The 26,402-nt window shown below is 58.6% G+C and carries 20 protein-coding genes and 6 pseudogenes; 13 read left to right on the forward strand and 13 right to left on the reverse strand.

Translation table 11 applies throughout. The annotated features are described in order from the left end of the window. Positions 1-1,072: 1,072 nt before the first annotated feature. Both ACFLEY_RS40315 and ACFLEY_RS40320 read left to right on the forward strand, forming a co-directional pair. A pseudogene (locus ACFLEY_RS40315) lies at positions 1,073-1,765 on the forward strand (Crp/Fnr family transcriptional regulator). 457 nt (positions 1,766-2,222) lie between these two features. After that, complete coding sequence (locus tag ACFLEY_RS40320; RefSeq protein WP_271613092.1) at positions 2,223-2,351, forward strand: hypothetical protein; 129 nt, start codon at positions 2,223-2,225, stop codon at positions 2,349-2,351. 156 nt (positions 2,352-2,507) lie between these two features. On the opposite strand, the gene ACFLEY_RS40325 is transcribed toward ACFLEY_RS40320, so the two are convergent. Both ACFLEY_RS40325 and ACFLEY_RS40330 read right to left on the reverse strand, forming a co-directional pair. Then, positions 2,508-2,672, reverse strand: a complete 165-nt coding sequence (locus ACFLEY_RS40325) for a hypothetical protein (RefSeq protein WP_171901203.1) — start codon at positions 2,670-2,672, stop codon at positions 2,508-2,510. A gap of 68 nt (positions 2,673-2,740) precedes the next feature. Next, positions 2,741-2,932 (reverse strand): hypothetical protein, encoded by a 192-nt coding sequence (locus tag ACFLEY_RS40330; RefSeq protein WP_060910327.1) that lies wholly within the window; start codon positions 2,930-2,932, stop codon positions 2,741-2,743. Positions 2,933-3,209: 277 nt separating this feature from the next. Between ACFLEY_RS40330 and ACFLEY_RS40335 the strand changes: the two genes are divergently transcribed. The 3 genes and pseudogenes from ACFLEY_RS40335 (at position 3,210) to ACFLEY_RS40345 (ending at position 4,612) form a co-directional block, all read left to right on the forward strand. After that, positions 3,210-3,737: a PRC-barrel domain-containing protein gene (locus ACFLEY_RS40335; protein WP_060910326.1), complete on the forward strand. Its 528-nt coding sequence runs from the start codon at positions 3,210-3,212 to the stop codon at positions 3,735-3,737. Continuing rightward, positions 3,734-4,469 (forward strand): annotated as a pseudogene (locus ACFLEY_RS40340) (transposase); the annotation flags it as partial. The gene ACFLEY_RS40335 and the pseudogene ACFLEY_RS40340, both read left to right, overlap by 4 nt. Then, positions 4,466-4,612 (forward strand): hypothetical protein, encoded by a 147-nt coding sequence (locus tag ACFLEY_RS40345; RefSeq protein WP_171901089.1) that lies wholly within the window; start codon positions 4,466-4,468, stop codon positions 4,610-4,612. The pseudogene ACFLEY_RS40340 and the gene ACFLEY_RS40345, both read left to right, overlap by 4 nt. Before the next feature lie 587 nt (positions 4,613-5,199). Here ACFLEY_RS40345 and ACFLEY_RS40350 read toward each other — a convergent pair. Further along, positions 5,200-5,409, reverse strand: coding sequence for a hypothetical protein (locus tag ACFLEY_RS40350; RefSeq protein WP_082755912.1), 210 nt, complete (start codon positions 5,407-5,409; stop codon positions 5,200-5,202). Positions 5,410-5,434: 25 nt separating this feature from the next. Between ACFLEY_RS40350 and ACFLEY_RS40355 the strand changes: the two genes are divergently transcribed. Then, on the forward strand, positions 5,435-6,499 hold the full coding sequence (locus ACFLEY_RS40355) for an IS630-like element ISRj1 family transposase (RefSeq protein ID WP_396604412.1): 1,065 nt from the start codon (positions 5,435-5,437) through the stop codon (positions 6,497-6,499). A 293-nt stretch (positions 6,500-6,792) separates the two neighbouring features. On the opposite strand, the gene ACFLEY_RS40360 is transcribed toward ACFLEY_RS40355, so the two are convergent. Beyond that, the gene (locus tag ACFLEY_RS40360; RefSeq protein ID WP_249163440.1) at positions 6,793-7,086 is read right to left on the reverse strand and encodes a hypothetical protein; all 294 of its coding nucleotides are present in this window, start codon (positions 7,084-7,086) and stop codon (positions 6,793-6,795) included. 21 nt (positions 7,087-7,107) lie between these two features. Continuing rightward, positions 7,108-7,868 (reverse strand): annotated as a pseudogene (locus tag ACFLEY_RS40365) (molybdate ABC transporter substrate-binding protein). Between the two features lie 197 nt (positions 7,869-8,065). On the opposite strand from ACFLEY_RS40365, the gene ACFLEY_RS40370 reads away from it, so the two are divergent. The 6 genes and pseudogenes from ACFLEY_RS40370 (at position 8,066) to ACFLEY_RS40395 (ending at position 17,511) form a co-directional block, all read left to right on the forward strand. Continuing rightward, positions 8,066-8,917, forward strand: a complete 852-nt coding sequence (locus ACFLEY_RS40370) for a LysR family transcriptional regulator (RefSeq protein ID WP_249163439.1) — start codon at positions 8,066-8,068, stop codon at positions 8,915-8,917. Between the two features lie 1,867 nt (positions 8,918-10,784). Next, positions 10,785-11,537 (forward strand): anti-sigma factor, encoded by a 753-nt coding sequence (locus tag ACFLEY_RS40375; RefSeq protein ID WP_082755911.1) that lies wholly within the window; start codon positions 10,785-10,787, stop codon positions 11,535-11,537. A gap of 719 nt (positions 11,538-12,256) precedes the next feature. Then, a complete protein-coding gene (locus ACFLEY_RS40380) occupies positions 12,257-12,853 on the forward strand; it encodes a DUF6647 family protein (RefSeq protein WP_060910322.1) in 597 nt (198 codons plus the stop codon). 427 nt (positions 12,854-13,280) lie between these two features. Beyond that, positions 13,281-15,070 (forward strand): annotated as a pseudogene (locus ACFLEY_RS40385) (adenylate/guanylate cyclase domain-containing protein). Positions 15,071-15,281: 211 nt separating this feature from the next. After that, entirely contained in the window at positions 15,282-16,496 is a 1,215-nt protein-coding gene (locus ACFLEY_RS40390; RefSeq protein ID WP_060910321.1) for an FAD-binding oxidoreductase, read from the forward strand. 778 nt (positions 16,497-17,274) lie between these two features. Then, positions 17,275-17,511, forward strand: coding sequence for a DUF6894 family protein (locus ACFLEY_RS40395; protein WP_060910319.1), 237 nt, complete (start codon positions 17,275-17,277; stop codon positions 17,509-17,511). A gap of 267 nt (positions 17,512-17,778) precedes the next feature. Here ACFLEY_RS40395 and ACFLEY_RS40400 read toward each other — a convergent pair whose 3' ends face one another. From ACFLEY_RS40400 to opgC, 6 genes and pseudogenes are all read right to left on the reverse strand, one after another. Next, a complete protein-coding gene (locus ACFLEY_RS40400) occupies positions 17,779-18,843 on the reverse strand; it encodes an IS630-like element ISRj1 family transposase (protein WP_026192128.1) in 1,065 nt (354 codons plus the stop codon). A 1,262-nt stretch (positions 18,844-20,105) separates the two neighbouring features. Then, a complete protein-coding gene (locus tag ACFLEY_RS40405; protein ID WP_249163468.1) occupies positions 20,106-20,342 on the reverse strand; it encodes a hypothetical protein in 237 nt (78 codons plus the stop codon). Positions 20,343-20,427: 85 nt separating this feature from the next. After that, positions 20,428-20,592 (reverse strand): annotated as a pseudogene (locus tag ACFLEY_RS40410) (transposase); the annotation flags it as partial. 53 nt (positions 20,593-20,645) lie between these two features. Next, positions 20,646-20,768, reverse strand: a pseudogene (locus tag ACFLEY_RS40415) (IS5/IS1182 family transposase); the annotation flags it as partial. A 302-nt stretch (positions 20,769-21,070) separates the two neighbouring features. Continuing rightward, positions 21,071-21,256 carry a hypothetical protein gene (locus tag ACFLEY_RS40420; protein ID WP_129557483.1) on the reverse strand — a complete coding sequence of 62 codons (186 nt, stop codon included), beginning with the start codon at positions 21,254-21,256 and terminating at the stop codon, positions 21,071-21,073. Between the two features lie 105 nt (positions 21,257-21,361). Next, positions 21,362-22,735: an OpgC domain-containing protein gene (opgC, locus tag ACFLEY_RS40425; RefSeq protein WP_060910317.1), complete on the reverse strand. Its 1,374-nt coding sequence runs from the start codon at positions 22,733-22,735 to the stop codon at positions 21,362-21,364. A 482-nt stretch (positions 22,736-23,217) separates the two neighbouring features. Here opgC and ACFLEY_RS40430 point away from each other — a divergent pair, with 482 nt between their 5' ends. Further along, positions 23,218-23,880, forward strand: coding sequence for a response regulator transcription factor (locus ACFLEY_RS40430; RefSeq protein WP_060910316.1), 663 nt, complete (start codon positions 23,218-23,220; stop codon positions 23,878-23,880). On the opposite strand, the gene ACFLEY_RS40435 is transcribed toward ACFLEY_RS40430, so the two are convergent. Together ACFLEY_RS40435 and ACFLEY_RS40440 are read right to left on the reverse strand one after the other, a co-directional pair. Beyond that, a complete protein-coding gene (locus ACFLEY_RS40435; RefSeq protein ID WP_162494247.1) occupies positions 23,875-25,965 on the reverse strand; it encodes an MASE1 domain-containing protein in 2,091 nt (696 codons plus the stop codon). The genes ACFLEY_RS40430 and ACFLEY_RS40435 overlap by 6 nt on opposite strands. 175 nt (positions 25,966-26,140) lie before the next feature. Beyond that, positions 26,141-26,368, reverse strand: coding sequence for a hypothetical protein (locus ACFLEY_RS40440; protein WP_129557482.1), 228 nt, complete (start codon positions 26,366-26,368; stop codon positions 26,141-26,143). Between the last annotated feature and the right edge of the window lie 34 nt (positions 26,369-26,402).

Below are 26,402 nucleotides of genomic sequence, written 5' to 3' on the forward strand. Positions count from 1 at the left end.
GCTACGTCGGCGCGTGCAGTTGACCGTGAAGCCAGCCGGTTGTTCGTGGGGATTTCATCGGATCAACCAGATCGGCCACAAGCTGGTGGACGTCGTTGCAGGCGGGGCACTCAAACGTCCGGATATCGAAGCCAAAGGGGCCGGGCGTAATCCGAGCCAGCACCGCCTCTGCTCGACACATAGGACATAGCGTTCGGGGATGTCGGAACATGTTGCACGCCTTTGATCAGGCGGAAGCGTTACAGAACTCTCAGTCACCGGTAGTTGCCGTGGGTGGGCGGTGATGGAACCCACTGTGGAACTGCCACTGAGCTCGGCGCTGGTCAGTATTGCTCACATGCCAAAAGAAATTAACGCGTCGTTAGTGAGTTAGGTCGCCGCTAGATTCAAATTAGGGCAATTGCTCGCAACCCCAGTGATCACGCGTCGAGGACGCTCGTCGCTACTGACCTTACGTGCTGCAGCACTCCCAGCTTGGTCGAATGTCCTCCTTGGGTCATTCGCGACGTTCGAGCGGCGCGCCTCGATCGACAGGCCGACTTCTTCAACACAATCGCCCAGAAGTGGACAGTTTGAGATCATCATTAGCGGGATTAGCGGGCGTCCCTGAGACGACGCCAAACCCCATCAGCCATCGTCCGGGGCCGGCGTTCATTCCCGCAAGCACCCGGTCGCGCAAAGACTGTGGGGCAACGTTCGCCGCGCTGGGTCAGCTCGATGACTCTCGCGGCGATGGTCTCGCGAGCCCGCGCGTCGCCGTTGATATGAAGGTAATGGCAGACTTCCTCACAAGCCAGGGACATCGCCTCAATATCGTTGGGCTCGAATGCGCCGGCTGATACGAACGGAAGGATGACACCCATAATTCAGCTCCTCTGTTACTGGGACGCCTCTTGGTTCGGCATCTCCATAACGTACGAGTCTGCGCACATTTGGAGCCGAGGTGAGCTTTAGTGCTCACTTGGCCGCCGGGGACACGTGCCACTACACTGCCACCGACATCCGGGCCGGGTTTTCCTGATGTTCGGTTTGCCCTAGAATGTAAGCCAGTTGATAATTAAAGGCGGGAAGCGTGGCCAAAGCAACGAAGAGGCGGCCCTTCGACGTCCAGGAGTTCCTCCACACCGTGGCCTCGGGGAGGGCCGTTTCAAACTATCGGAAGAATCGGAAGGTCTTCTCTCAGGGAGACCCCGGTGATGCGGTCTTCTACATTCAGGAGGGCAAGGTCAAGGTCTGCGTCGTCTCCGAGCAGGGCAAGGAGGCGGTCGTCGCGCTCCACGGAAATGGGGACTTCTTCGGTGAGAGCTGCCTAAATGGGCATCCGCTGCGGGTGGCGACGGTCGTGACGGTGACGGAGTGCGTCATCATGCGGCTCGAAAAGGCAGCTATCGTGCGTGTGCTCCATGACGAGCCGAAGTTCTCTGAGATGTTCATGGCTCACCTGTTGTCTAGGAACGCCCGAGTCGAGGAGGACTTGGTCGATCAACTTTTTAATTCCAGTGAGAAGCGTCTGGCGAGGGTGCTCCTCTTGATGGCGAACTTCGGCAAGGAGAGTAAGCCCTAGCCGGTCATAGCGAAGATAAGCCAGGAGACACTCGCGGAGATGGTCGGGACCACCAGGTCGCGCGTCAGCATGTTCATGAACAAGTTCCGCAAGCTTGGGTTCATCAAATACAACGGATCACTGGAGGTCCATAATTCCCTGCTGAACGTGGTCTTGCACGACAGTCCTCACCTAAGAAAGCGTGCCGAAAAGGATAAATAAATTGAACCTGCTCGGACGTTGCCCCTCTGGTCTAGCTGCCGCACCAGCTTGGGGTCATCTAGCCCGCTTGTGAACCTGACAGCCTCACGACCGCTACGGGTCAAAAACGCCGGTCTCACCCTTTGGCGTTGACTTCCGATCTACCCCTATCAACGGACATTCGAGGAGTCGACGCTGTCGGGCAGACGCTCGCTGCGGACCACTTTGGCGGCGCCACCCGTCGCCTGACGTTCGGTCGTTCTCGTCTTGACGCCTTGCCGCACGACGTCGCGGTCCTTGTCGGTGAACGAACCTTTAAGCGCGACCCTGCCGGCGCAGCGCGCCGCGGATCCGCCCGCGCGGCAAACTTCACGGTGTCTTCGATTGGTACCGTGAAGGCTCTTTGCATGCTCGCGGTATCGATCTTTAGGGCACACTTATAGTTTACGAAAGACGCAGCCCGAATAAGGAAACTCCAATGAGCAAACCGATGTTATGTTCGCGCGGACGTACCATTGAATGTATTGGAAACGACCGTGCAGAAGTCCTCGGCGACGCGGCCAAAGACCTGCTCATCGATTTGGATCAATTCCTAGCCCAGGAATGAACGTAGGAGGCCCTGCGCCCCGTCTCGGGCCCAATACGCGCGCGAGAGCTCAAGGATCGTGAACGATGTCGGCTCTCGGTGGCAGAGCAGACAGGAGAATTCTAATCGCACGCGAAAAAATAAGGCCGCCGCAATTGGCGGCCTCATTAACCCGCCCTAACCGGCGGGTTTTTCTTTGTGCTCATGCGGCTCGCCACGGTTTTCGGCAGTCTGCTCCCCATCCCCGGGCTTTTTCCCGGCCATGTTTCCGGGATTGAAATGGTACTTACCTTCCGGATTCTCGCCGGCCCGCGTCTCATTTGGGCTTTTATTGCTGGCCATTAGGCATTCCTTTGGAAGGGTAACGACGTGCAACGGGACTATAGTTGCTAAGTTCCAAAGAATCCGAGTCAGTGACCAAGACGAAGCATCATGATCATCCTGCGACCACTTTGCCCCGTGTGCCAAACAAGAACCATGTTCGGCTTTGCGGCAAGCCACTCCTCGATCACGGGATAGCGGTCAAGCATCGTTTGCCGAGTGGCACCGGCTTGCGCCACACGTAGCGCCGCCGCTGAATAATCCGCGGCTCTGATGATCATCGCATTCAATCGTCGTTTGCCGGGTAACGGCGAGCATCGCCATCGAATCCGCCGTACGTCGTCTTCGGTAAACGTTTCTAATCAGCCACAGGCTGACATCTCAACCGGGAAAATCGGGATCCTTTGTTCGCTTTGAAACTGGCGAGTGGCGAGCAATATCCGAGCGTGGGCATCAGCCGCTTCCCAAGAGACCCCGCTGCGACGGAATCATTTACCGTTCCGTCGCTGGAACCAAATTCACATCGCATTATTGTTCCAAAAATAGTGGAGGGACATCATGCTTTCCAAATGTCTTGCAATAGCATTCCTGGCTATCGCGCCGATGACCGACGCGGCGGCGCAAACAGCCACAAACCAAGCGGCTTCGACAACCAGTGCTACCACGCACAAGGAGGGTGAATGGCGCGCGTCCAAGCTCGCCGGCGTCGATGTGTACAATGAAGCAAACGAGAAAATCGGAAACATCCACGACGTGATCTTGGATAGGTCAGGCAAGGTGGCCAATGTTATTCTGGGTGTGGGCGGCGTCCTCGGCCTGGGCGAACACTACGTGGCGGTCTCCTTCGATAAGCTGAAGTGGGTTGACCAGCCGGTGACCTCGACAACTGCGTCAACAACGTCCGCACCAGCGAATCCGCCTGCAACCACTTCCGCTCCAGACAGCACCACGCGAACCACCACCGGTGCCGCAACGACAACCACGACAACCACCACAACCAGCGCCAGCACGCGTTGGTATCCCGATCACGCGGTGTATAACGCCACCAAGGACGAATTGAAGGCGATGCCGGAGTTTAAGTACTAGATCCGTTGCTGCGCCGCCTTGAGGCCCATGTCATGGCGGCCGAGCGCCTTCATGCCGATGATACGACCGTGCCGGTGCTGGATCTACGTGCGGGACGCCAGCCCGGACCGATCCGGGAGGCTGCCTGCTGGTCGCATGGAAGGCGTCCGTTCTTCGCCATGGCCGACATCGAAGAGAATGCGCGGCGCAAGGCTGCCGGCAAAAAGGAGATCCCGCTCTCGCCCATCGCGGTCGAGGTCGTGCGCCGGATCGATGCGCTGTTCGAGATCGAACGCTCCATCAATGGCAGGAGTGCGGAGGAACGTGTTCAGGTGGCAGACGCTGAGCCGTCCCTTGGTCGATGATCTTCAGGTCTACATGCGGGAACAACTCGCCAAGCTCTCCCGTGGGTACGACCTGGCCAAGGCGTTCAACTATATCCTGAAGCGCTGGGCGAGCTTCACCCTGTTCCTCGAGGATGGGCGGGTACGTCTGTCCAACCATGCCGCCGAACGAGGCCTAGGCATCGCTCTTGGACGGCAGTCCTGGCTGTTCTGCGGATCTGATCGCGGAGGGCGGCGCGCCGCAGCCATGTACAGCCTCATCGTCACGGTGAAAATGAACGGCATCGACCCGCAGGCGTGGCTCACGGATATCCTCGCCCGCCTCGCCGCCCATCCGGCCAATCGCTTGGACGAACTGCTGCCCTGGAATTGGACGCCCGCATCAACGATCTCCGCTCGAGCGGCATGACCACTCACGTCAACAAGGTCCATCACGTCACCACTATTGCCAAGGTCGCCAAGGACCTCGGCGAAGACGAAGATTGGCTTTGGGACATCGCCATCGAAATGAAGATCGAGGATGGCGTGACGCGGTTCGTAATTGCGCGCTAAGTTTCCCGAAACTTCTAGTCGTGAGCCCTCAGCCCAAATATCAAATGGAAGTACCACCGCTGATGCCCGAAACATGCGGAAAACGTCTTTGGCGCGCTACGAACCTTCAGCGGTGTGAGCGTCCAGCCATCCCTTGTTCTTGAAAAGACTGCGCAGCGATCGGGCGATCTGCCGCCGTGCATTTCTCTCAGCCCCGGGCGGCGTCGACCTGGCAAACCTCAGCATCTGGCGTCGTAGCTGTACGAGCTGCCCGTGCGTATAGCGGGTATCGTGGTTTATTTGCTGGCGTTGAAGTTGTTTAAGTGACGACATAGTTCGCCCTCCACTTGGGTTGGACGGGAGCGTGATGCTCTCAGTCACCGATGGATGCCAATGGCCGAACGGTGATTTTATCAGGATGGAACAACGCGGACTTGCGCCGCTGTCTCGTTTTGCTCATTTGTTAAAAATTCAGGGCGGCAGTGACGGGCTCGCCGTAGCCACGTCTCTTTGTCGAGAGGGTTTATCGCCCGCTCTGCCTGTTGGCGGCGCTCATTGTCCTGCTCTGAGATCCCATCGGGATAGTAGGCCGCAGGCTGCTTCAACGTTCACCTCGGAGCTTGCAGGCCGGGCGAGTTTAGCCATCCACTGATATGCGAGCTGGTCTCGGCTTGCCGGGCTTTGCGGATCGCGCGCTCCCGCTCGATACCAGGTGGAAGCGATTTGGCTTCCTGACGGAGACGCTGGGCTTGTTCGGCAAGGCGCTCTTCAAGGGACGTGGTTTGCTTGAAACGGCTCGCTGCATGGCGCTGCTCCATTCTAAGAGGAGGCGGGAGCGCTAGTATGATACCCGAAGCAAGAGAAGTCCACCTTTCGAGGAAAGATCGCAAGGTGCTTGAGGCGTGCTGTCGCTCACCGGTGACGTTGCAGCGCGATTTGAAGCGGGCGCGGATAGTTCTGTTGGCGGCGGATGGGCGCAGCACCCGGTCGATCGCCAAGGAAGTTGGGGTCCAGCCGCGGATTGTCAGCCTTTGGCGGCATCGCTATGCCGACCATGGCCTTGAAGGGCTGCAAGACAAGCCGCGGCCTGGCAAGCAGCCGATCTATACGAAGACGACCGACAAGCGGATTCTGAAGCTGCTGGATAAGCCGCCACCGCAAGGGTTTGCGCGCTGGACCGGCCCCCTGCTGGCCGAGGCGCTGGGCGATGTCGATGTCCAATATGTCTGGCGGTTCCTGCGCAGCCACAAGATTGACCTGGTGGCTCGCAAGTCCTGGTGCGAGAGCAACGACCCGAACTTTACGGCCAAAGCCGCCGATGTTGTCGGCCTCTATGTCGCGCCGCCGGCGAAGGCCATTGTGCTGTGCGTGGACGAGAAGCCCTCGATCCAGGCTTTGGAGCGAGCGCAGGGTTATCTGAAGTTGCCCAATGGCCGCGCCTTGACCGGCCAAAGCCACGATTACAAGCGGCATGGCACCACAACATTGTTTGCGGCGCTCGAAGTCGCCACCGGAAAGATCATCGCGACCCATTCAAAACGCCGGCGCCGCGTCGAGTTTCTCGATTTCATGAACAGCGTCACCGCGGCTTTTCCGAACCGCAAGCTTCACGTCATCCTCGACAACCTCAACACCCATAAAAAGAACGAGGACTGGCTCAAGGCCCACCCCAACGTGCAATTTCATTTCACGCCGACAAGTGCGTCATGGCTCAATCAGGTCGAAGTATGGTTTTCCATCTTGCAGGGGCAGTCGCTCAGCGGCACCTCCTTCACGAGCCTCAAGCAGCTTCAGGAACACATCGATGCCTACGCCAACGCATACAACGACAGAGCCGAGCCCTTCGTCTGGACCAAGAAAAAGGTCCGTCAACGCCGTTTCAAAGGCCGCCGTATCACTCAGCTCTGATTCCGGGTACTAGCGGCGTTCTCATCACCGATGAAAGCCAAAGGGCCGTGCGGTGATCATGGAAGTCTGGCATGTCCGGTAACCAACATCTGGTCAATATTGACCACCAACTGGAGTACAAATTCGGGAACCTGGCCCACGGCAGGCGGTAAGGGTCAATCGCGTCGGTTTGACAGGACACCGAGGACTTCCGGTCAAGCCTGGTGAACGGACATGGTCAGTGCTGGTCAGCTCGTCTCAAACGGGCCAAGAGGAGACATGTCCCGTCGAGCGTGTCTTGGACAATCTTCGAGTCAGATCTTGGCCTTCGCCACGTAAAGCCCGGCGACGCATTTGCACCGCTCGATATGCCAGTCATCAGACCGGTAGATCGGGTGCGCGCTCTTCCAATGGGCTAGACCTGCTTGGCCGCCAGTTAAGCAGCCCTGAAAAGTGATACCGGCGTCCAAGTTCGAATTTGCTACGACCACCTCGGTGCAGTCGTGAGCTGAAAAATGGCAAAGCACCGCAACAACGGTGACGAACATATTACAAAATTCCGAAACGAGTTCATGAAAAAGGTCAAAAGGCAAGACCGGGCCAACCAACGATCGTCCTCCCACAAGGCTTCAGGGGACAATGGGCGCCAATCCTTTGCTCCGGATCGCGGCCGCGGCGGCGGGCGAGCGCAAGAATGCGATCAATTGCTCGGCGGCTTTAGGCTCCTTGGCGTTGGCACTGACGGCGACGCTGAAGGTGGTGTAGTTCTGCAACTCTTCCGGAAGTAACCCTGCGAGGGCAACGCTCTCGACGCCGACGATGTTGGGCACGGTGATCACGGTCGGCTCTGCTTCGCCGCGCGCGACGGCCTCGACGGGGCTCCGCCCTGTCACCGCCAGGAGCCTCGGCTTCACCTCTGTCTCGATGCCGAGGCGATCAAGCAGATGAAGGAATAGCTTCCGCTCGCGCTGTCGGGCGAATAGGAGATTGCTCTTGCCGCGAGCAGCGTTCGCTTGAGGTCCTCGCCGGTACCCACCAGAGGCTTCGGCGCCCCTGCCCGGACCGCAACGCCGGCGGCAGTGCGGGCAATGTCTGAACGCGAGCCGACGGCGATCTTGCCTGATTTGGTGAGATCATCGACCGCTGCCGGCAACAAGACCGCGGCATCAAACGTATCGCCCGCTTCGATCCGCCGCTTGAGCGCCGGGACGCCTTCAAAGGTGAGCCCCAGCGTATGGCCGGTTGCGCGTGTAAATGCCGGCGCAAGATCATTGAGCACGCCTTGCATGGAGGGCGTGCTCAAAACGGTGATTTCGGCGGCCCCGGCGGGGGCGGCGCGCACCACAACGGCCAGAATTGCAGCTACAACGCCAATCGCCCTCATCGCCATCTCCTGCTTCGAACCTGTTCAGGCCGAAAGTTCAGGCCCGGAGCTGGAGTCGGCTCCAAAACAGGAGTATCCACAAGGTCGAATATTCGACAGGCCGGTAGCCGCTTAGGTACGTCGACATGCGCTGGGACAGAGTCGGACGATTTCTCAAGCCCCGCGACCTCCACGTCTTCATGACGGTGGTCGAGGAGAACAGCATGGCCAAGGCCGCCGAGCGCCTGGCCATCTCACGGCCAGTCATCTCGCGCACCATCGCCAATCTCGAGCACGTGCTCGGAGTGACGCTGCTGGACCGCACCGCGCGCGGAGTCGAGCCGACGATGTTCGGCGAGGCGTTGCTCAAACGCGGCACTGCAGTGTTCGACGAACTTCGGCAGAGCGTCGAGGAGATTGCGTTTCTCGCCGATCCTCAAGCGGGCGAGCTGCGCATAGCATGCACCGAGGTGTGGGCAGCCGGCCTCGTGCCGGCAGCGATCGCGCGGCTCTCAAAACGACTGCCGCGTCTGCGCGTTAGGCTGGAACAAGGCACGGCGTCGCATCAGTTCAACCTGCTCCGGCAACGTCAATGCGAAATCGTTATTTCGCGACTGCTGACGGAGACACCTGACTCCGACATCGAAATGCAACCGCTGTTCTACGAGTCGCTCGTCGTCGCCGCCGGCCCGCAGAGCTCCTGGTCGCGCCGCCGCAAACTTACCCTTTCAGAACTCGTCGACGTGCCGTGGATCCTGTCGACGCTGGAAGCGGAATCCGGTTCGCCTTTCGTCGAAGCATTCCGTGCTGCGAAGCTGTCGATTCCCACCGCGACGATCTTCAGCAACTCCCTACACCTGCGCATCAGCCTGCTCGCCACCGGACGCTATCTCACACTAGTACCCGGCTCGGCGCTGCAGTTCGGCCCCGGAGCCGATTTGCTGAAGGCACTGCCCGTCGCATTGCCGCGTTGGCACTTGCCAACGGCAATCTTCACGTTGAAGGGCCGGATGCTGAGCCCGGTCGCGCAGGTGTTCGCCAATTGCATTCGCGACGTCGCAAAACCACTTGCTTAACGCAAAGTGGCGCCATGACCCCCGTTTGTGAGATTTTTCCGTGACTCCCATTTGCGATGGGACCGGCGCCATGCAAGCCATCGACTCACCAGATTAACGGCTTGCCGTGCGATCAATTAAACGTCTGCTTGGGGTCCAATCGCGTCCCTTTGGCCGCGTGCCGTTTTCTTCCGGTCTACCCCTGTGAACAAGACATCGTCAGACCGCCCCGGCGTGTCGCAAACGGGCCAAGAGCCGACATTAGTGGGCGCTTCGCTAAGATCAGTTTTCGGGTCTCACGTTGGTACCACCCGTGGCACATTTAGTGCGCCAATTTGCGCTGAGAACTCCATCACCTCCCGGGGCTCCTGGCGCATAGGAACGTTTTGATCCCAAGCGCGTCCTACAGGCGCATCGATCCTTAGTTTCTGGTGGATCGGCCAATGGAGAAAGCACTCGCCTACGGCATTTCGGCGCTCATTGTGGGCTTTGGTGTCTGCATCTTTGTTGCTGGCCTGGGCTCCAGCTCGCCCGCCCTATGGACCATCGTGGGGCTAGTCCCCATTGCGATCGGACTGATAAGCGCTTTCGGTCCTTCTTGATTGGCTCGGTTACACCGGGTGGATCGACGCCAGGTCGTCTGGAGTTTTCTCCAGAGAGGCAACCGTGGATCTAACCGAGATCGAGCGCGCGTTTTTAAAGCAGCTGTCTCCCGAAAAGTGGATCAGCACCCGGATCACAGCCGAGAGCTCGATCGTTCAATCCATGGCATTACTGCCGCCGCCACAAGATCGCCGCCGGCTACACCTGGACCTGCTGCGGCGAGGCAAATCGCGGCGAGAGCAAACACAGCGAACGCTGAGTATCCGAGGAGGATCAAGCTATCGTAATTGCGAGCCGTTGGACCGTAGGAAGTGTTTTGGATTCGATCGGTAATCGTCATGTCAATTACACCCTGTTGGAACAATAACGGTGGTCACGTGGCAACAGTGCGGAGAAGTGGGTTCGCACGGAACGCTAGTTCGGGGTTGGCGCGCGAACTCATTTCGATCCGCCAAAACGCACGGTCTGCGCGTGCTGTCCTGGCGAGCTAGACCGCGCGATCTCGGTGTCCTTGGATCCAGCCAGAGGGTACCCCACGCCGATGAGAACGAGCAGAACAGCGGAGTAGGCTAAAGACCAGCCAATCTGCCATCTGCGCCACAGTTTGCGGTCCCCGGGACTTAGCTCGTCCAGGTATTTTCTCCGATGAGGCTCCAGATAGTCGACCATATGCCCCTCCATCATCAGCCCCCGTCCTGCGGATCCCTGCTCGCCTCCACATCGTCAGACCAACAATGGTCAGACATCCGAGCGTGTTAAGCGCGAAAATGATCGCCATCGCAGCGTCATGCGAGACGATCATCGCGTAGCTTACAGTCGCTACATTTGCGGCGGAGAACAGCATCCAGGTAAAGACTGAAACAGCCTTGGCGCCATTATCGTCGCGGTGAACGCGCACGATCTGGGGAAAATAGCCTAACAACCTCGCTGTGTTCAAAAATGCAAATGCGCCAAATGAGTAATCTGCCAAAGTCATTTCTGCACTCCAATACCTGAGTATCCTGGCTCGCTCTTCTGTGAACCAGCTCATAGGGTTTCGGAAGCGAGGGAGCTAAAGTTGTCTCCCAGGCTGCCCGTTCACTCCCGGCAAATCATCGGCAATGGGTATTCTCAAATGTCTTGTGATGATTGGCCTCTGCACAAGATCGATCCGGGCACGGAACGTGCCAAAAGAAAGATCGATCCTGGCTCCCGCCCTTTGCGCGAGTCTTCGCATCGGCCAGATGTCGAGACTAACGCGAGCCCGCCACAGGCTGATTGCACGAATGAAGCAGGAGAGTTGCTAGTGCCACTCTCGGACGACAATGATCTGCATCTCATTCACGCCTATCTCGACGGGGAACTTGACGTCATGGCCGCGCTCGCAGTCGAGCGCAAGATCGCAGCCGACCCCGACTTGCGGAATCTCGCAGATGAAATCGCCACCTTAAAGAAAGTGCTGGCCGAGAAATGCCCACCGGAACCGCTTCCGCCACAACTGCGATCGCGGATCGAGGCCGCCTTTGCGCTCGAAACGACACGACGAATGCCCAATTGGGCCAAGATCGCGGCATCGATCTTGGTCGTGGCTGCCCTGTCCAGCACCTTGACCGGAATCGCACTCCGCAGGATCGCGCCGCAGGAGATCGTGGTAGCCGAACTCTTTGACGCCCACCTCCGCTCGCTGATGGCAGCACAGCCCACGGATGTCGCTTCCTCGGACCAGCATACGGTTAAGCCTTGGTTCAATGGTCGGATCACCCAATCGCCACGGGTCGTTGATCTCGCTGCTCAAGGCTTCGAACTTGTAGGCGGACGGGTCGATGTCGTCGGCAGGACACCGTTGTCGACCCTGGTATATCGCAGACGCGAGCACGTGATCAGCCTGACCGAAATCACCGGGCGTGATCAGCTCGACGTGCCATTCGATTGGCGGGCGGAGAATGGCTTCAACATGATCAGATGGTCAAACCGTGAGCGATCGTATGTCGCGATTTCAGATCTAAACGTGAATGAACTCGAAACTTTTGCGAAGGTGTTCCGAGGTAGTACCAGCTAGTGGCCGGCCTCCCGGCCTCGCTCACTGCCGCTCTGCCCTTTTGGCCCGAATATGCGGCAAAGAGAAACGGGCAAGAGCCGAGGCAGCGCCTTGGGCGATCACATGGAGATCTTCGTCATGGTCGCCTGCTTCACGATCGCTAATCAGGCAGACAACAACCCCACTGCAAACTGATCAATTCCGGCGATATCTTGCGTTGGGCTGACGATTGCACCACGGCGCTGCTAAACGATGAAGGGACAGGCAGGCGCCGATATCAAGCTTACCTGCGTGAAAAAGCCGCATTGTCTCCTGAAGGCAGACATTGCCGCCCTATAAGCGAAGGTCGGCAACGGGCCACCCGCGGACTACACTGCAGCCCAGCGCCAGAAGTGCAGCCACGTGCCCCTCATCGAGTTGGTCATCCGGTTGAACCTTTTCGGGATTTGCGGGGCTCACTTCTGTGGGCTTCGGAGCCTGAGGTTTCCCATCATGAAGCATCGCGCGATCACCGGATTTGTGGCTGTCGCTCTCCTTGTTGCAGCCACCGCGATCACCATTAAGTCATACTCGTCCTCTGCCGATAGCTTGATTTACCAAGCGCCTGGCGCGCCACGATTCCGAGTGTGAACGGGTTCACAACGGCGTCGTGACGCGAATGCTATGCTTGCAGCAAGTTCAATTGCTGACTGATTGTTTCAAAAGGGTTTCTGTTTCGAACGACCTCCGAGGAGGTTTTCATGTTCAAGCGACTTCTTTTGCTCGCGGTCATAGCCTCTCTACCGTCGGCATCGTCTCAAGCCCATTGTCGTGATGGGTCGGAGCCCACCGCGCCCACCGGTTCGCCTTCGGTTCCGTCGCGTGCCGACGCAACGCGAGCCGCGGAAGACTTGTTGGATGAAATTGTGACTTGGCTCGCTTCGAATTTCGATCTGCCGGCCATCAAGGAACGTCCAGCCATCGAATTTGCGTCGAAGATGAAACTCGCGACGATGCGGTTCGGAGATGGTGCCCTTTCGGAGAGTTTCACGGAGAACGACGCATTCGATGAACTGGCTCAGCGTCAGGTCGTCGCCCTCTATAACAACACGTCAAAAACGATCCTCCTCCCTGATGACTGGACTGGGACTTCACCAGCCGAACAATCGATCCTGGTCCACGAAATGGTCCATCACCTCCAGAACCTGGCCAAGCTCAGGTTCGAATGCCCGAGGGCGCGAGAGAAGTTGGCATATTTGGCTCAGGACAAGTGGCTTGGGCGGTTCGGAATGAGCTTGGAGCGCGAGTTTGACGTCGACATGTTCACGGTGCTGATTTCCTCAGCATGCATGTTTTGACCGTGAGTTGAACGATTGCTTTTCCAAACATGTCCAAAGTCCAGGTCTCGTCCGTACGAACACAATTTCAGCAGGTCTGAATTTGATGGTCCGACTCTTGGCGGTCGTTGCAATCATATTGGCGCTCTTGGCAATGGTACGGGGGCAGCAGCATCAGTTTGTGCCGCAGCCAACCGGACCAATGCCGACGGCGCTTATCCCCTAGGTGGGCCGAAGCAGCCAATCGACTCGAGACGCTGCGACCCAATGTCCGTTCGGGGTCAAAAGCAGCGGTGCACGTCTCGGCCGACGACTTCCGGTCTAACCTCAATTTCGGACGTATTGTTGTGCCGCGCCCAGGGTCGCATCTGGGCCAATAAGCGACATGAGCAGCGTGGCCTGGTCATTCGATCCGTCGTACAATATCTCCTCGGTTGGGTTGCGAGCCATGGTGCAAAAGCGGCCAGTCCGGGTCGAGCGTAGGTTGTCGGCGATATTGGCCGCCGACATCGCTGGCTATTCGCGGCTGATGCACAATGACGAAGAGGCAACGCACGCCAAACTGGCAGCGCTCCTAGCAGACGCCGTCGAGCCCGCGATTGCCGAACGCGGGGGCCGCATTGTGAAGAACACCGGCGACGGCTTCTTGGCAGAGTTTCCAAGCGCGGTCGAAGCGGTTCGAGCTGCCATTCAATTTCAGACCCGCGTCCGCGAACTTACCGTCGGTTATGCTGAAGACAGGCGCATCCTGTTCCGTGTGGGCATCAATATCGGCGACGTAATTGTTGAACCGCATGACATCTTTGGAGACGGCGTTAACATCGCGGCGCGGCTTGAGGGCATCGCCGAACCCGGCGGCATCTGCCTATCCTCCTCCGCCTACGATCAGGTTCGCGGCAAGGTCGCGGTCGAGTTCGCCGATCTAGGCGAGCAGAGCCTCAAGAATATTGCCCGCCCAGTCCGAGCCTATGCTGTGGTCTGGGATGGATTTACTCGGGGCACAACGACTGAGGGTGCGATGCCGAGCACACCTCCCCCGACACATCTGTCCATCGTGGTGCTGCCGTTCGCGAACATCGGCGGCGATCCCGAGCAAGACTATTTCGCCGATGGCGTGACCGAGAGCCTGACTACGGACCTGTCGCGCATTAGGGACTCATTCGTGATTGCCAGCACCACTGCGTTGACGTTTAAGGGCATGGCCGTCGACGTGAAGAAGGTCGGGCGCGAGTTGAACGTCCGCTACGTGCTCGAAGGCTCGGTGCAGCGGGGCAGCAACCGACTTCGGGTGAATGTGCAGCTGATCGACGCGAAAACCGGCAATCATCTTTGGGCCGAACGCTTCGACAAGCCTGTCGCCGACCTTTTCGATATGCAGGACGAAATCGTTTCGCGGCTCGCTAACACTCTCGATGCCCAGCTCATCGCGGCCGAGGCACGGCTAGCGCAACGTTCGCCGCATCCTGATGCGATGGACTTGTATTTTCAGGGCATCGCTTGCTTACACGAAGGACTAACCAACGAACACTTGGCGCAAGCGCGCGGCTTTTTCGAACGTGCCTTGGCGCTCGATCCCGACTGTGTCGAAGCACTGGTTGGCAGCGCAATAGTTGACTTTAATAGGGGCGCTAACTTTTCTATTGACGACCGCGCTGCGCTGCTCGCGGCGGCCGAGGGGGCCTTAATCAAGGCTTTGTCCCTGGCTCCGCAATACGCCCCGGCCCACATGTATCTCGGCGCCGTGCATATTTTTACGGCCCGCGCGGCCCAAGGTATCGCCGAATGTGAGCACGCGTTGTCGCTGGATCGAAATCTAGCTAACGCCCATGGCTGGATTGGTCTTGCCAAGTATTTTCTTGCTCGCGCCGAGGAGACCGAGGCCCATGTCCATGAGGCGCTGCGCCTCTCTCCCCGGGATATCTGGGTCTACCGGTGGATGCTGTTTGTCGGCTGCGCCAACGTGCAGCTCAATGCCGACGCCGAGGCGGTCGCCTGGCTGCGCCAAAGCATCGAGGCCAACCGCAATTTCCCCCTCGCGCATTTCCATCTCGCCGCCGCGCTGGCGCTGCTTGAGTGGCTGGACGAGGCACGGGCCGCCGCGCAGGTAGGGCTTGCCTCGATCCAGGGTTCACCATCCGCCGCTTCCAACGCCATGCTCCGAGTAACAATCCGACTTACCTAGTCAGACGCGAACGCTTCTATGAGGGCATGCGCTTGGCCGGGCTGCCAGAGGGCTAAAAGTCGGTTTTGGGAAATGAGCGCCGGTCGAAGACCGTGTCGCCCATGTCCACTCTACCCAACACACCGGACTTCTGCGACTACCCGAGCCTTTTCGCTTCTGGGCCAACAACGGCCCTCGTTACGGCTGTTGCCCAGAGAAAGAGAATAGTCGGCTACCACCGCCGGTGATAGACTTCGGTGCCAGCTAACGTGTTTCGAGCATAGTCCCATGATTAGCAAGGCCGATACTATTGTCATTGGCTCCGGCGGCCTCGGCGCTGCCACAGCATATTACTTGAGCAAACGCGGTCTCAACGTCGTTCTGATCGACAAGCACGATATCGGATCGCAAACCTCGCCCCGCGCTGCGGGCATGGTGAGCTGCGTCCGCAAGAGCGACTTGATGATTGGCCTCATCAAGGACGCTTGCCGTAAGATTGAAGCGTTCACCGAAGAAACGGGGCAGCCTCTCGATTGGGTGCACTCTGGCAGCCTGAAGATCGCGCGTCGGCCGCAGGACGCGGAGGTGATCAGGGCTGACCTTGAGCGCGGGCGCCGCATGGGCCTTGATGTCGAGCCGATTTCTTCGGAGCAGGCAAGTCGCCTCAATCCGTTTTTAAAGCCGACCGGCGTCGTCGCGGCGATGAGGATCGGTGACGACAGGTATTTCGACCCCGCGCAGGTCGCCACCGGCTTCGCCATAGCAGCGGCAGCTCGAGGCGCAACCGTACTGCCAAAGACGGACGTGCTCACCGTAAACATCACTGCCCGCAAGGTGACCGGCGTAACCACCTCGAAAGGCATCATTGAAGGCCCGATCGTGGTTGATGCGGCTGGTGCATGGACGCGACAGGTCGCGGAGGCATGTGGGATTTCCGTGCCTCTGGTCCCGACCCGGCAGCAACTCATCGTCACCGAGCCTTTGGATGGCGCGCGTGCTGACCAACCAATGATTCGGATCATGGATGCCGCCGTATACACGCGTCCCTGCCAGGGCGGCTTGCTTTGGGGTGTCTACGAAGAAACCCCACGACTTTTCGACATGGAGTCGCTCGGAGCCAGTTTCGACATCAAGGACATGCCACTCGACATCGACGTGCTGCGTTCAGCGGCTCTTGAAGTCAAAGATCAACTTCCAATCCTGCAAACGGCAAAAGTGCGAGAATTTCGTGGTGGCATTCCGACAATGACCGCCGACGGCCACCACATCCTTGGCCCGGCCTCCGAAGCTGCAGGCTTCTATTTTGCAAGCGGGTGCAACGTCGCTGGCCTCTCAATCTCGCCGACCATCGGAGAGGCGCTTGCAACCTGGATCATCGATGGCAAGCCGGCTGTCGATCTCTCGCCTATGTCTGTCATGCGCTTCAAAGACCAGCCGTGGTCTGAACCTCAACTACAGAGGGAAGCCGCTTGGCAGTATCGGCACTTCTATGGCGCCGTCTAAGCTACCGCGGGTGATTTAGGAAAGTCGACGCGCTTCGAGTCACGAAGGAATGACGGCTATGGGTCACAAGTCGCCGATCACGCTCAAGATGGCAGACTTCCGCTTGACATTGGTAAGCCGACGTTTGTGAGTACACGCCCTAGTGCAGGAACCACGCGAGCGCGGCGCATTTGAATCGTCGCCGGCTCGCCCCCGAGCCGGCGGAGCGGCCCCGGCCCTCCCCGCCGGAAGCCCCTGAAGCCGGGGTCGTCTCTCCGATACCGTCTGTGTTGGAGTTTGCGTATGCGTGTCTCGCCCTCGATCTTGCCCGCGGACCGGCTCGACCGCGACATCTATCTGGTTCTCGCCGACGCTAACCATAACTGCGACCAGGTCTTGTTTTGGCAAATCCTAAAACTTATGGTTGTGACTTTCAGTATGGAATTTTTTGATGATGGTCCGATTACCTATGGTCGCGGTCATCGCGCCCGACGGGGAAAGATCATACTGGGTTGCAGCGGTCGAACCTGAGAGGGCGACCGAAGCGGTCGCGCAGGTCGTTGGTGACGGGCAAATCGTTAGGCTCTTGCAGCACCGCCTGCGCGTGAAATCAGATGCGCTCCGCCCAGGCGAAGTCCGCCGACTTGGGATCTGACCAGACACCTACCCCCGAAGAGGCACTCCATCTCCCCAAAAGAGCGTCCTCTCCGCCTTAGCACCCCCGGTACATATTAGCGTTACGCACATTGGCGGGCAGAGAGCGCGCGCTTTCGCTGCCGTCTCTTGGGGAGTCGTGCGGATGACCCGTTTCTTCTTCCATGTCCACGACGGCATTACCATCTTCGATGATGTCGGACTGGAACTTCCGGATATCGCCGCCGCGCAAGCAGCGGCGATCGAATTGAGCAGTAAAATCCTCAACGATGGAGCAGAGGGACCCTTGTGGCAGGACCTTACCTGGCGCGTCGAGGTGACCGACAGCCCCGGAATCGGCGGGCAGATCTTCCTTGTCGTCAACTTTTCGGTCACAACGTAATGCACTAAACTAACCTACGCTCCGTGATGGTGCCCGACGGCGGCAATTGCGATGCGCGCTTCCCGGAGGGCGGCCGTCCAAATTCTTCTACTGGGACAACCTAGCCCGCAGCCGGATGCGTCCGGAGGTATTTGATAACGCCACCGCTGAGGCACAGACAAAGGCGCTCGCGCGGGCTGAGCAGGACAGACCGAGATGTTCCTCGCCGCTCAACTTTAGGCTAGCAGGCTTAAACAGTCCAGCGCGGGAACTAGCTAGTACCCGGAATCAGAGCTGAGTGATACGGCGGCCTTTGAAACGGCGTTGACGGACCTTTTTCTTGGTCCAGACGAAGGGCTCGGCTCTGTCGTTGTATGCGTTGACGTAGGCATCGATGTGTTCCTGAAGCTGCTTGAGGCTCGTGAAGGAGGTGCCGCTGAGCGACTGCCCCTGCAAGATGGAAAACCATACTTCGACCTGATTGAGCCATGACGCACTTGTCGGCGTGAAATGAAATTGCACGTTGGGGTGGGCCTTGAGCCAGTCCTCGTTCTTTTTATGGGTGTTGAGGTTGTCGAGGATGACGTGAAGCTTGCGGTTCGGAAAAGCCGCGGTGACGCTGTTCATGAAATCGAGAAACTCGACGCGGCGCCGGCGTTTTGAATGGGTCGCGATGATCTTTCCGGTGGCGACTTCGAGCGCCGCAAACAATGTTGTGGTGCCATGCCGCTTGTAATCGTGGCTTTGGCCGGTCAAGGCGCGGCCATTGGGCAACTTCAGATAACCCTGCGCTCGCTCCAAAGCCTGGATCGAGGGCTTCTCGTCCACGCACAGCACAATGGCCTTCGCCGGCGGCGCGACATAGAGGCCGACAACATCGGCGGCTTTGGCCGTAAAGTTCGGGTCGTTGCTCTCGCACCAGGACTTGCGAGCCACCAGGTCAATCTTGTGGCTGCGCAGGAACCGCCAGACATATTGGACATCGACATCGCCCAGCGCCTCGGCCAGCAGGGGGCCGGTCCAGCGCGCAAACCCTTGCGGTGGCGGCTTATCCAGCAGCTTCAGAATCCGCTTGTCGGTCGTCTTCGTATAGATCGGCTGCTTGCCAGGCCGCGGCTTGTCTTGCAGCCCTTCAAGGCCATGGTCGGCATAGCGATGCCGCCAAAGGCTGACAATCCGCGGCTGGACCCCAACTTCCTTGGCGATCGACCGGGTGCTGCGCCCATCCGCCGCCAACAGAACTATCCGCGCCCGCTTCAAATCGCGCTGCAACGTCACCGGTGAGCGACAGCACGCCTCAAGCACCTTGCGATCTTTCCTCGAAAGGTGGACTTCTCTTGCTTCGGGTATCATCCCGACCTTGAATCACGACTCACGTTCCAAGAAAAGTGGGTACTAGTAACCCACCTCATCAAAAACGTTCCGATATAGCTACGAAAGCGCGTGCGCTTACAATGAGCACTCGACTTCACATTACGCAACGGGTGGCGTTACGAAACGGGTCGGATTTTTAGGTCCCAGCTCGCTTTTGATCGACAGCATTGCCATCTCACCCGTAGGGCTATCGCCTCTTCAGCGTCGCCTCAATGCCAAATGCCGATCGTCCGAAGCAGAAAAACAAGGGACGAATAACCTCGACAAAGATATTTCGATCCAATTCCGATCAGACCGAGATCAGCAGAGAGGACTTAGATTTTCACACTTCTCATTTCCCTAATCTTTTTCAAAACGAAATGATATCGAGCCTTCGTTCAATATGTTGGCGGCTCTCAGGCCTGCGTCGTCTTGCGGATTGTCTACCGTGTGACGTGCGACGACTGGGTCATCATGTTGGCCAACGCCGATGGTGCACGCTGCCCGAGCGGTTCGTGCCGCAGCGATCGAGATCGGTGCCGGCCAGACCGGAGCTCGGCAAGATTGGGTAGCATTGATGGCGTCGAGCCCCAGCCAGCACGGCGGTCTTGATCCTCGAACTCAGCCCCAGCGCGCGCTCGCTGGGGAATGGAGGTGCCAATTCCTCCGGTGATTCTTCCGTAATCGCGAAACAGGCGCGGTTACGATCGCTCAAGGATCCAATCTCGTTCTATGGATAGTAATCGCAGTGCTCCTTCTGCTCTGGATCTAGCCGTCCCCAGGTAAAGCGAGCGTCGCCCTAAGGGCGGTCGCCAAAGGTGGCCGCCTTCTCTGGGCCATCGACGAGATCGCTCCCGGCGTGACTCCTTCGGCGCTTCCTCGGGACGGCCGTCACGGTCTATGAGCTAACGACCCTCCTGCACCAGTCGCGAAAATGACCGCAAAGCCAATATCTGAGTCAGAGTGGTCCGTTCGTCCGGAAACGAAGCGGGCAAGGTCGCCATAGGGCGCCTGGTCTTTTCGAACTACGAAAGCAGCATCTGACTTGAACCGGATACAGGAAGGCCAGATGGGCACCTGGCTACGAGGCTGCATTAACCATACCAACGCGGCAAGCTTGGCATATCCAGCCGAAAGTTAGCATATCTGATCGGCTTCGCAGCAAGCGCGAAGCGGATAAGCGGCTGCCGTCCGGTGCTGGAACACCAAACGACAGCCTGACCACAACCGACTAATGGAGAGTCGTTCATGGCTACCAGCCACTATAGCGCCGATTCGGCATCCTTGCCCCAAACCCCAGGCACGCCTGCGAGAATCATTATCGCGCCGATGCCGCGCGTCAGCTCCAGACCAAGGAACGGCGGCCGGAATTGCCAACCCGTGATCGACCATGGAACGAGCCCCGCCAGCGTACATGGGGCGAGCACGAAGAAAACCGCCGAGCCCAGGACGGCAATGGTTCGTTGCACGGCGGTTCCCGACACTCGCTGCGAGCTCATTCCATGCTCCCCGTCATGGTTTCCCATCGTCATCCGGGTGCCGACACGCTCGCCATGTTATCCCAAAAGCGGAAACCGCGCACGATTAAAGCCAGAATGCCACGGCGGCAACGAGGCACAGGGCTGAGAAGTAGTTCCGAGCGAGTTTGTCGTAGCGCGTTGCGATGCGCCTGAAGTCCTTGAGCCTGCAGTAGCAGCGCTCGATGACGTTGCGATCCTTATAGGCTTGCTTGTCGTGACGTATGCGTGTCTCTTCCGATTTGACCGGCCTGGGATTATCGGTTTGATGCCGTCCTTGCGCAGAGACTCGCGGAACGAGTTGCTGTCATAAGCCTTGTCACCGAGCAACTCGGCGATGCCGTCGAGCAGACTGACACATGCCGGCCCGACTGTGCAGTCGGCGGTATTGCCAGGCGTGAGGATCAAGACCCACGGGCGGCACAGCTTATCGACAAGGCCGTGAATCTTGCTGTTGCGCCCGCCCTTGGTGATGCCAATCGCCTGTTCCGACGCCCCCCTTTTCCGCCGCCAGCGCAGCGATGCGCTTTGACATGCGTGCCGTCGAGAGCCATTCGTTCAGCAGGTTCGGCCGCCGCCTCGAAGATACTCTGCCAAATTCCCTGCGTACTGCCCGTCGCTAAACCAAAACAAGTTCGCCCGCATCTGTTGGCCGCCCGATTCGGTTGACCAACCCGTTGAATCTCAACATGGATAATTGGGTCTTAATCCTAGGTCAGCTTGCGCATGCCAGTGGAAAGGGTCTCGTGTGAACCCACCGGGGTGCAGGTCGTAAATACGAGGGCAAACCGGCTGCACTGCCAGTCCGCGCCGAGCGCGGCGCTGGTGGGTGATGTCAGGTTGACCGATAGAAATGCCGCTACGCAGGCCAACGTCACGTACGCCGCGATCAACATCGCTCTCTTGTGGGTCCTTGGTTGAGAAATCATGGCCTTGGCTCCTGTCCGGATGGCCGGACGATCAAGGGGCAGGCTCCACGGTCCCTTGTCGGTCCTTGTGATCTAATCCACGTCCTGACCCGCACTTTTCGCTGGTGGCCCGAAGGCGTGCGCGATTGCTGGCACTGGATCCGCGCCGCAGCCGGACTCGCGCACCGGAGCAAACAGCATCTTTAGTCGATCAACCTTGTCGGCACAGGCGAGTACCGCGGGCGGAACGTCAACGCCGAGTGCCCTGGCTGTCATGGGATTGATGACCAGCTCAGACCTGGTTGGCTGCTCGACGGCCTTCGCATGCGGCTGCTGCCTGGGTTTGATCATGACCAAATGCAGCAGCGCCGCCACCACGATCATCACCAGGACGCCGCCAACACTGAGCGCGATCTGCATCGTCAGCCCCTCCGAAATGTCGAGCAGCGCCATGTGGCTGGCCAGCGTCAGCAGAACGCCAAGGCAGTAGATTGGCAGCGAATTCCGGCCACAGAGAATGGCGCCACGCATCACCGGCGTCGTCAGCCCTCGCCAATCGCGAGGCATGAGCCATACGGCCAAGACTGCAAGGGCCAGAAAATGCAGCAGTCGCAATGGAGCGAGATTCGATTTGTCCATCGGGTAAAACAGCGTCAGGAGTGCCCGAGGGACCAACGCTTCCAGCGGTTTGACGCTCCAGCTCAATGCGATGATGAGGCTGATCAGCAGATAAAGAACCGCAGGAACAAGCACGGTGCGTGAGGTCACCCACGGTCGAACTCTCTTGCCCTCGATGATCCACCACGCGCCAAGCACAAGCGGCAGCTGCCAGGCCAGCGGATTGAAGAACCAGTGGCCGTTCGGCCATGCCGGGATGGTCCAGCCGAAGACGTGCACCAGTGCGTAAAGCAGCAGCGACGCGCCCAGCGTTGCGTTCGGCGCTCGCAGCAGCAGCCACAGCAGCGGCGCAAACAAAAGGTGATAAAGCACGAAGAGCGGCAAGATGTCGGTATTCACCGGGCGGTATTGCAGGATCGCCGCGTGCGCGAGCGTCACGCCCGGCTGATCCAACAGAATGCGCGTATTGCTCTTATCGGCAAGAGGGCCGCCGCCTGCGAGGTGAACCACGATGGCGCAGGCGAGGGTAAGCAGTAGAAATGCGACATAAATATCCCAGCTTCGCCACAGCGTCCGGCCGATCACGCCGGTCCAGCCCCCGCTCTGCCGTGCCTTGCCGTAGGACAGCGCGCAGGTCAAACCCGAAAGAAACATGAATACTTCCGCCGCATCGCTGAAGCCGTAGTTGCGCAGCGTCAGCCAACTCCCGATGTTGTTGGGAACATGGTCAAGAAAGATCCACCAGAGCGCGATGCCGCGGCAGGCATCAATGCGCAGATCGCGGCCGTAGCCGTTCAGCTCCGGCACCGCGCCTGCGAATGGCTTCAGGGTGGCAGTTCGATCAAGCATCTGGTTCCCCGTCCGGCGTCCGAACACGTTTCAAGAGGGACCGAAACTGACGAAAAGCATCAGCCGCGCCGAACCCGGCCGCGAATTACGGCGACGCCTGGTAGAACCTCCTGGCGCGGGAGCTGTCGGGTGACGATTATCGTTCAACGGCACCGCGCGTAAATCAGCCGGAGGTCCTCACGGAGGGGTTCCTAGGTCCTATGATCAAGGTACTTACAGATATCCGCAGTCTGAATCCGCGACTCTGGTGATCCGCACTCGCTTTTTTGGGCGTCCCGTGAGCTGATTACAATTACAGCATACAACGGCATTCAACTTCTATCTTGAGTGTCTAACCGTGAGCCGCTGGCTGGACCAGCGATGAAGAGTGGACGGTCTCGAGGCCGGTCTCCCCGCCAGCCTCTTCCTCGCCAAAGACCCAAGGGCGGGTGTATGATTTCTCAAATTGGATCTCCGTGCCATGGGATGACGGAGAGCTTTTCATGAAAGTCCTTATTGTTGACGATCATGCATTGATACGCGAGGCGTTGTGCGCGGTCTTGAGACAGCTGAAGCGAGAAGCCGTCATATTTGAAGCTTCGAGCAGCCGTCAGGCAGTGGACATAGTCGAGGAACATCCCGACATCAGCCTCATCCTGCTTGATATCAATTTGCCTGACAGAGATGGATTCTCTGTCCTCCGCGAACTGCGAGACAGCTATCCGACCATTGCTATCATCATTCTTTCGTCCTCGAATGATCAAGACACAGTCAAGCGCGCTTTCAAACTTGGCGCGCTGGGTTTCATCCCTAAGACGACCGAACGAGAGGTCATGCTCAACGCAATTGAGTTGGTGTTCTCTGGCGGCATTTACATTCCCTCTGAAATTCTGGAGGAAGCACCGTCTCGGCGGCTTGCAAATAAACCGACGACGCCCGACTTTCTCAGGGGCCTCGGATTGACCGATCGGCAGATTGAAGTGCTTGCGCTTCTGATGAAGGGAAAAAGCAACAAGATCATTGCCAAGACGCTCAACATGGCAGTGCCGACAGTGAAAAATCACATCACGGTCGTTCTCAAGGCGCTCAGCGTAACGAGCCGCACCGAGGCAGTCATCAAAGTGGGGAAAATGGGCTGGGAATCGCCGCCGAAATCTGAGTCATGAAGCCGCCCGGGTATCCCTCCCATCGCCGTGATCCATCAAGAGCTCGTGCATGACAGCGCGGAGCCGCATCGGGTCGACAGGCTTGTGCAGCAAAATGTATCCCCTATCCTTGACCTCACGTGCTGGTTCAGGTGCCGTATCGCCGCTGATGAGAATAGCTGGAATGGATGAACCGAACGCCGCATTGATTTTTTCAATGGCTCGGATCCCGGTCTTTCCATTCGCAAGATGATAATCCGAGATGATGAGATCGGGGCGTTGCTGGCGCTCCGCAAGTCGGATAAGTGCCGCTTCGTCGGATCCGGTGGTAAGGACGGTGTATCCCCATCTGCCAAGCAATCCGCCCGTTCCCTGTTGGACAATTGGAGCATCGGCAATAACAAGAACGAGCTTGCCTTCGACTGCAAAGGCCGCGGGGTGGGGAGAGTCGACGGGCTCGGCGGATGTATCGCATTCATCGGCCATCGGAACCAGGATCGCGAATCGCGAACCTCGGCCCACGGTCGAAGCTAAGTCGATTGGATGGTTGAGAAGCAGGCGAAGCCTGTCGACAATAGCCAAGCCGAGCCCCATGCTGCCGTACCGGTTCCGGTCTCGGGCGGCCAGTTGAAAGAACTCGCCAAAGATATTCTGCTTCTGATCCTCGGGAATGCCGGGACCACTATCCCATACTTCGATGCGCAACATTTGACCGCGCCGGCGACAGCCGACAATGATCCCACCCCGCAACGTATAGCGCACAGCGTTGGATACCAAATTGAGCAGTATGCGTTCGAGCAGCATGGCGTCGCTCCGCACCCAGGCGTCACTTCGCCTGACGCGTAGACGCAAGCCTGTTTCTCGCGTTGCCTGATCAAACGTCGTCTCAATTTTTTGCAACAGGCGCGCGATCGGGAATTCAGTAATTGTGGGTATAAGGATTCCAGCATCCAGCTTGGACATATCCAGCAGCGAATTGAGCATTTCATCCATTTCCTTGCGCGTTGCATCGATCAGCTCGATCGTCCTTGTCCGTTCCCCCGATCTGAGCGGCATGCGCAGCTGGGCAATGAACAAGCCAAGTGCGTGCAATGGCTGCCGCAAATCGTGGCTTGCCATGGCAAGGAAGCGCGATTTTGCTGCATTGGCGAGCTCAAGCTCCTGCGTACGCTCTGCGACCTTCCGTTCGAGTTCGACCTGCGCGCGGCGCAGACGTTTCTCCCCCCTCTTGCGGACCTCGACGTCGGCGCTCAGTAACAAGCTCGGAACCGTAATGCTGATCAGGAACATCAACACCAGCAGGAATGAAACGTTGAGGTCCGTGGTCGTGAAGGGGCCGCCGCCCGTGAGCGTCCCCCAAACCGTGATGCCGGCAAGCACCAGCGCAACCGTTGCGGTGTCACGTGGACCGCGGCGCAGTGCCGCCCACAACATTGGCAGGATCGCGAGAAAACCCAGTGGATCTCTGCTCGGCGTTTGCTCGATCAGGGGACTGAAAGCAATGAGTCCAACAGCCGCCGCTGTTGCGAGGACGCCGACCGTCTCCAAACAATCATTGCGGTTGAAAGCATGGTCGTAGCTTGATGCCCAAAGCACGACAACGGGGGCAATGACCAGCGCGCCGGTCACATCTCCCAGCCACCATGTGACCCAGGCGTTCGCGAAATTGGTCCGATCGATGTACCCGGCGGTCGCCAGGCTGGTCAGTCCAATGCTGGCGCTGATCGGCGTCGCGATCACGATGCAGATCAGAGCAAACTTCGCGACGGAATTTGGTCTCGAGAACGTATGACGTCCGCGCGACCATCGATTGACCAGATAAGCGCCAACGACGGCCTCAAGAGTGTTGCCGGAAGCAATCGCAATTGCGGTGGCAACAGAGCCGGCGGTGGTCGCATTGGCGATCACCGCTGCAATGAAAATTGCGGGCCAGGTCCGATATCCCCACAACAGCACCGCCGCCAGCGCGAGACCCGTCGGCGGCCAAATTGGCGTTGCACTGGGATGAACAGAGGCGAGAGCGAGGCCGCCTTTTGCCAGGACGAAATAGATCACTCCAATCGCGACCAGGACGCCGGCATATCTGGTGCCTTGGCGGAAATTCATCTCCGGCGTTAGCGATCGTGGATCGGACATCGTCGACGCCTGGACCAGGCAGTTGGATTGTCCATCATGGCTGACATTTGATCTCCCTGATAAAGATCGAAGATCGCTACTTTCCCGTTTACCAAGCGGTTGATCGACACCCCTACGTCCGATCGGTGCGACAATGCAGATGCGCTCAGATCGGATTGATCACTGCAGTGCCGACGGACGAAGAGATGGCGCGTGTTTGGTTCACGAGGGCAAACTCTCTGCCGATGCCGATCGGCCTGGGGGCTGGAATGGGCGTGGCGGTGAATATAACGAAGACGGAGCCTTCCGGAGGAATGCTTTGGGCCTGGACATTGCCAGCCATGAGAACGGTAGCAACTAAGGACATTGACAGAACTGAATAGACATTTGCCATTGCGGCCTCCTAGAACTGCGAATTGGGACTACAG

It is taken from the genome of Bradyrhizobium sp. YCK136 (genome assembly GCF_044570075.1).
GTDB lineage: Bacteria > Pseudomonadota > Alphaproteobacteria > Rhizobiales > Xanthobacteraceae > Bradyrhizobium > Bradyrhizobium diazoefficiens.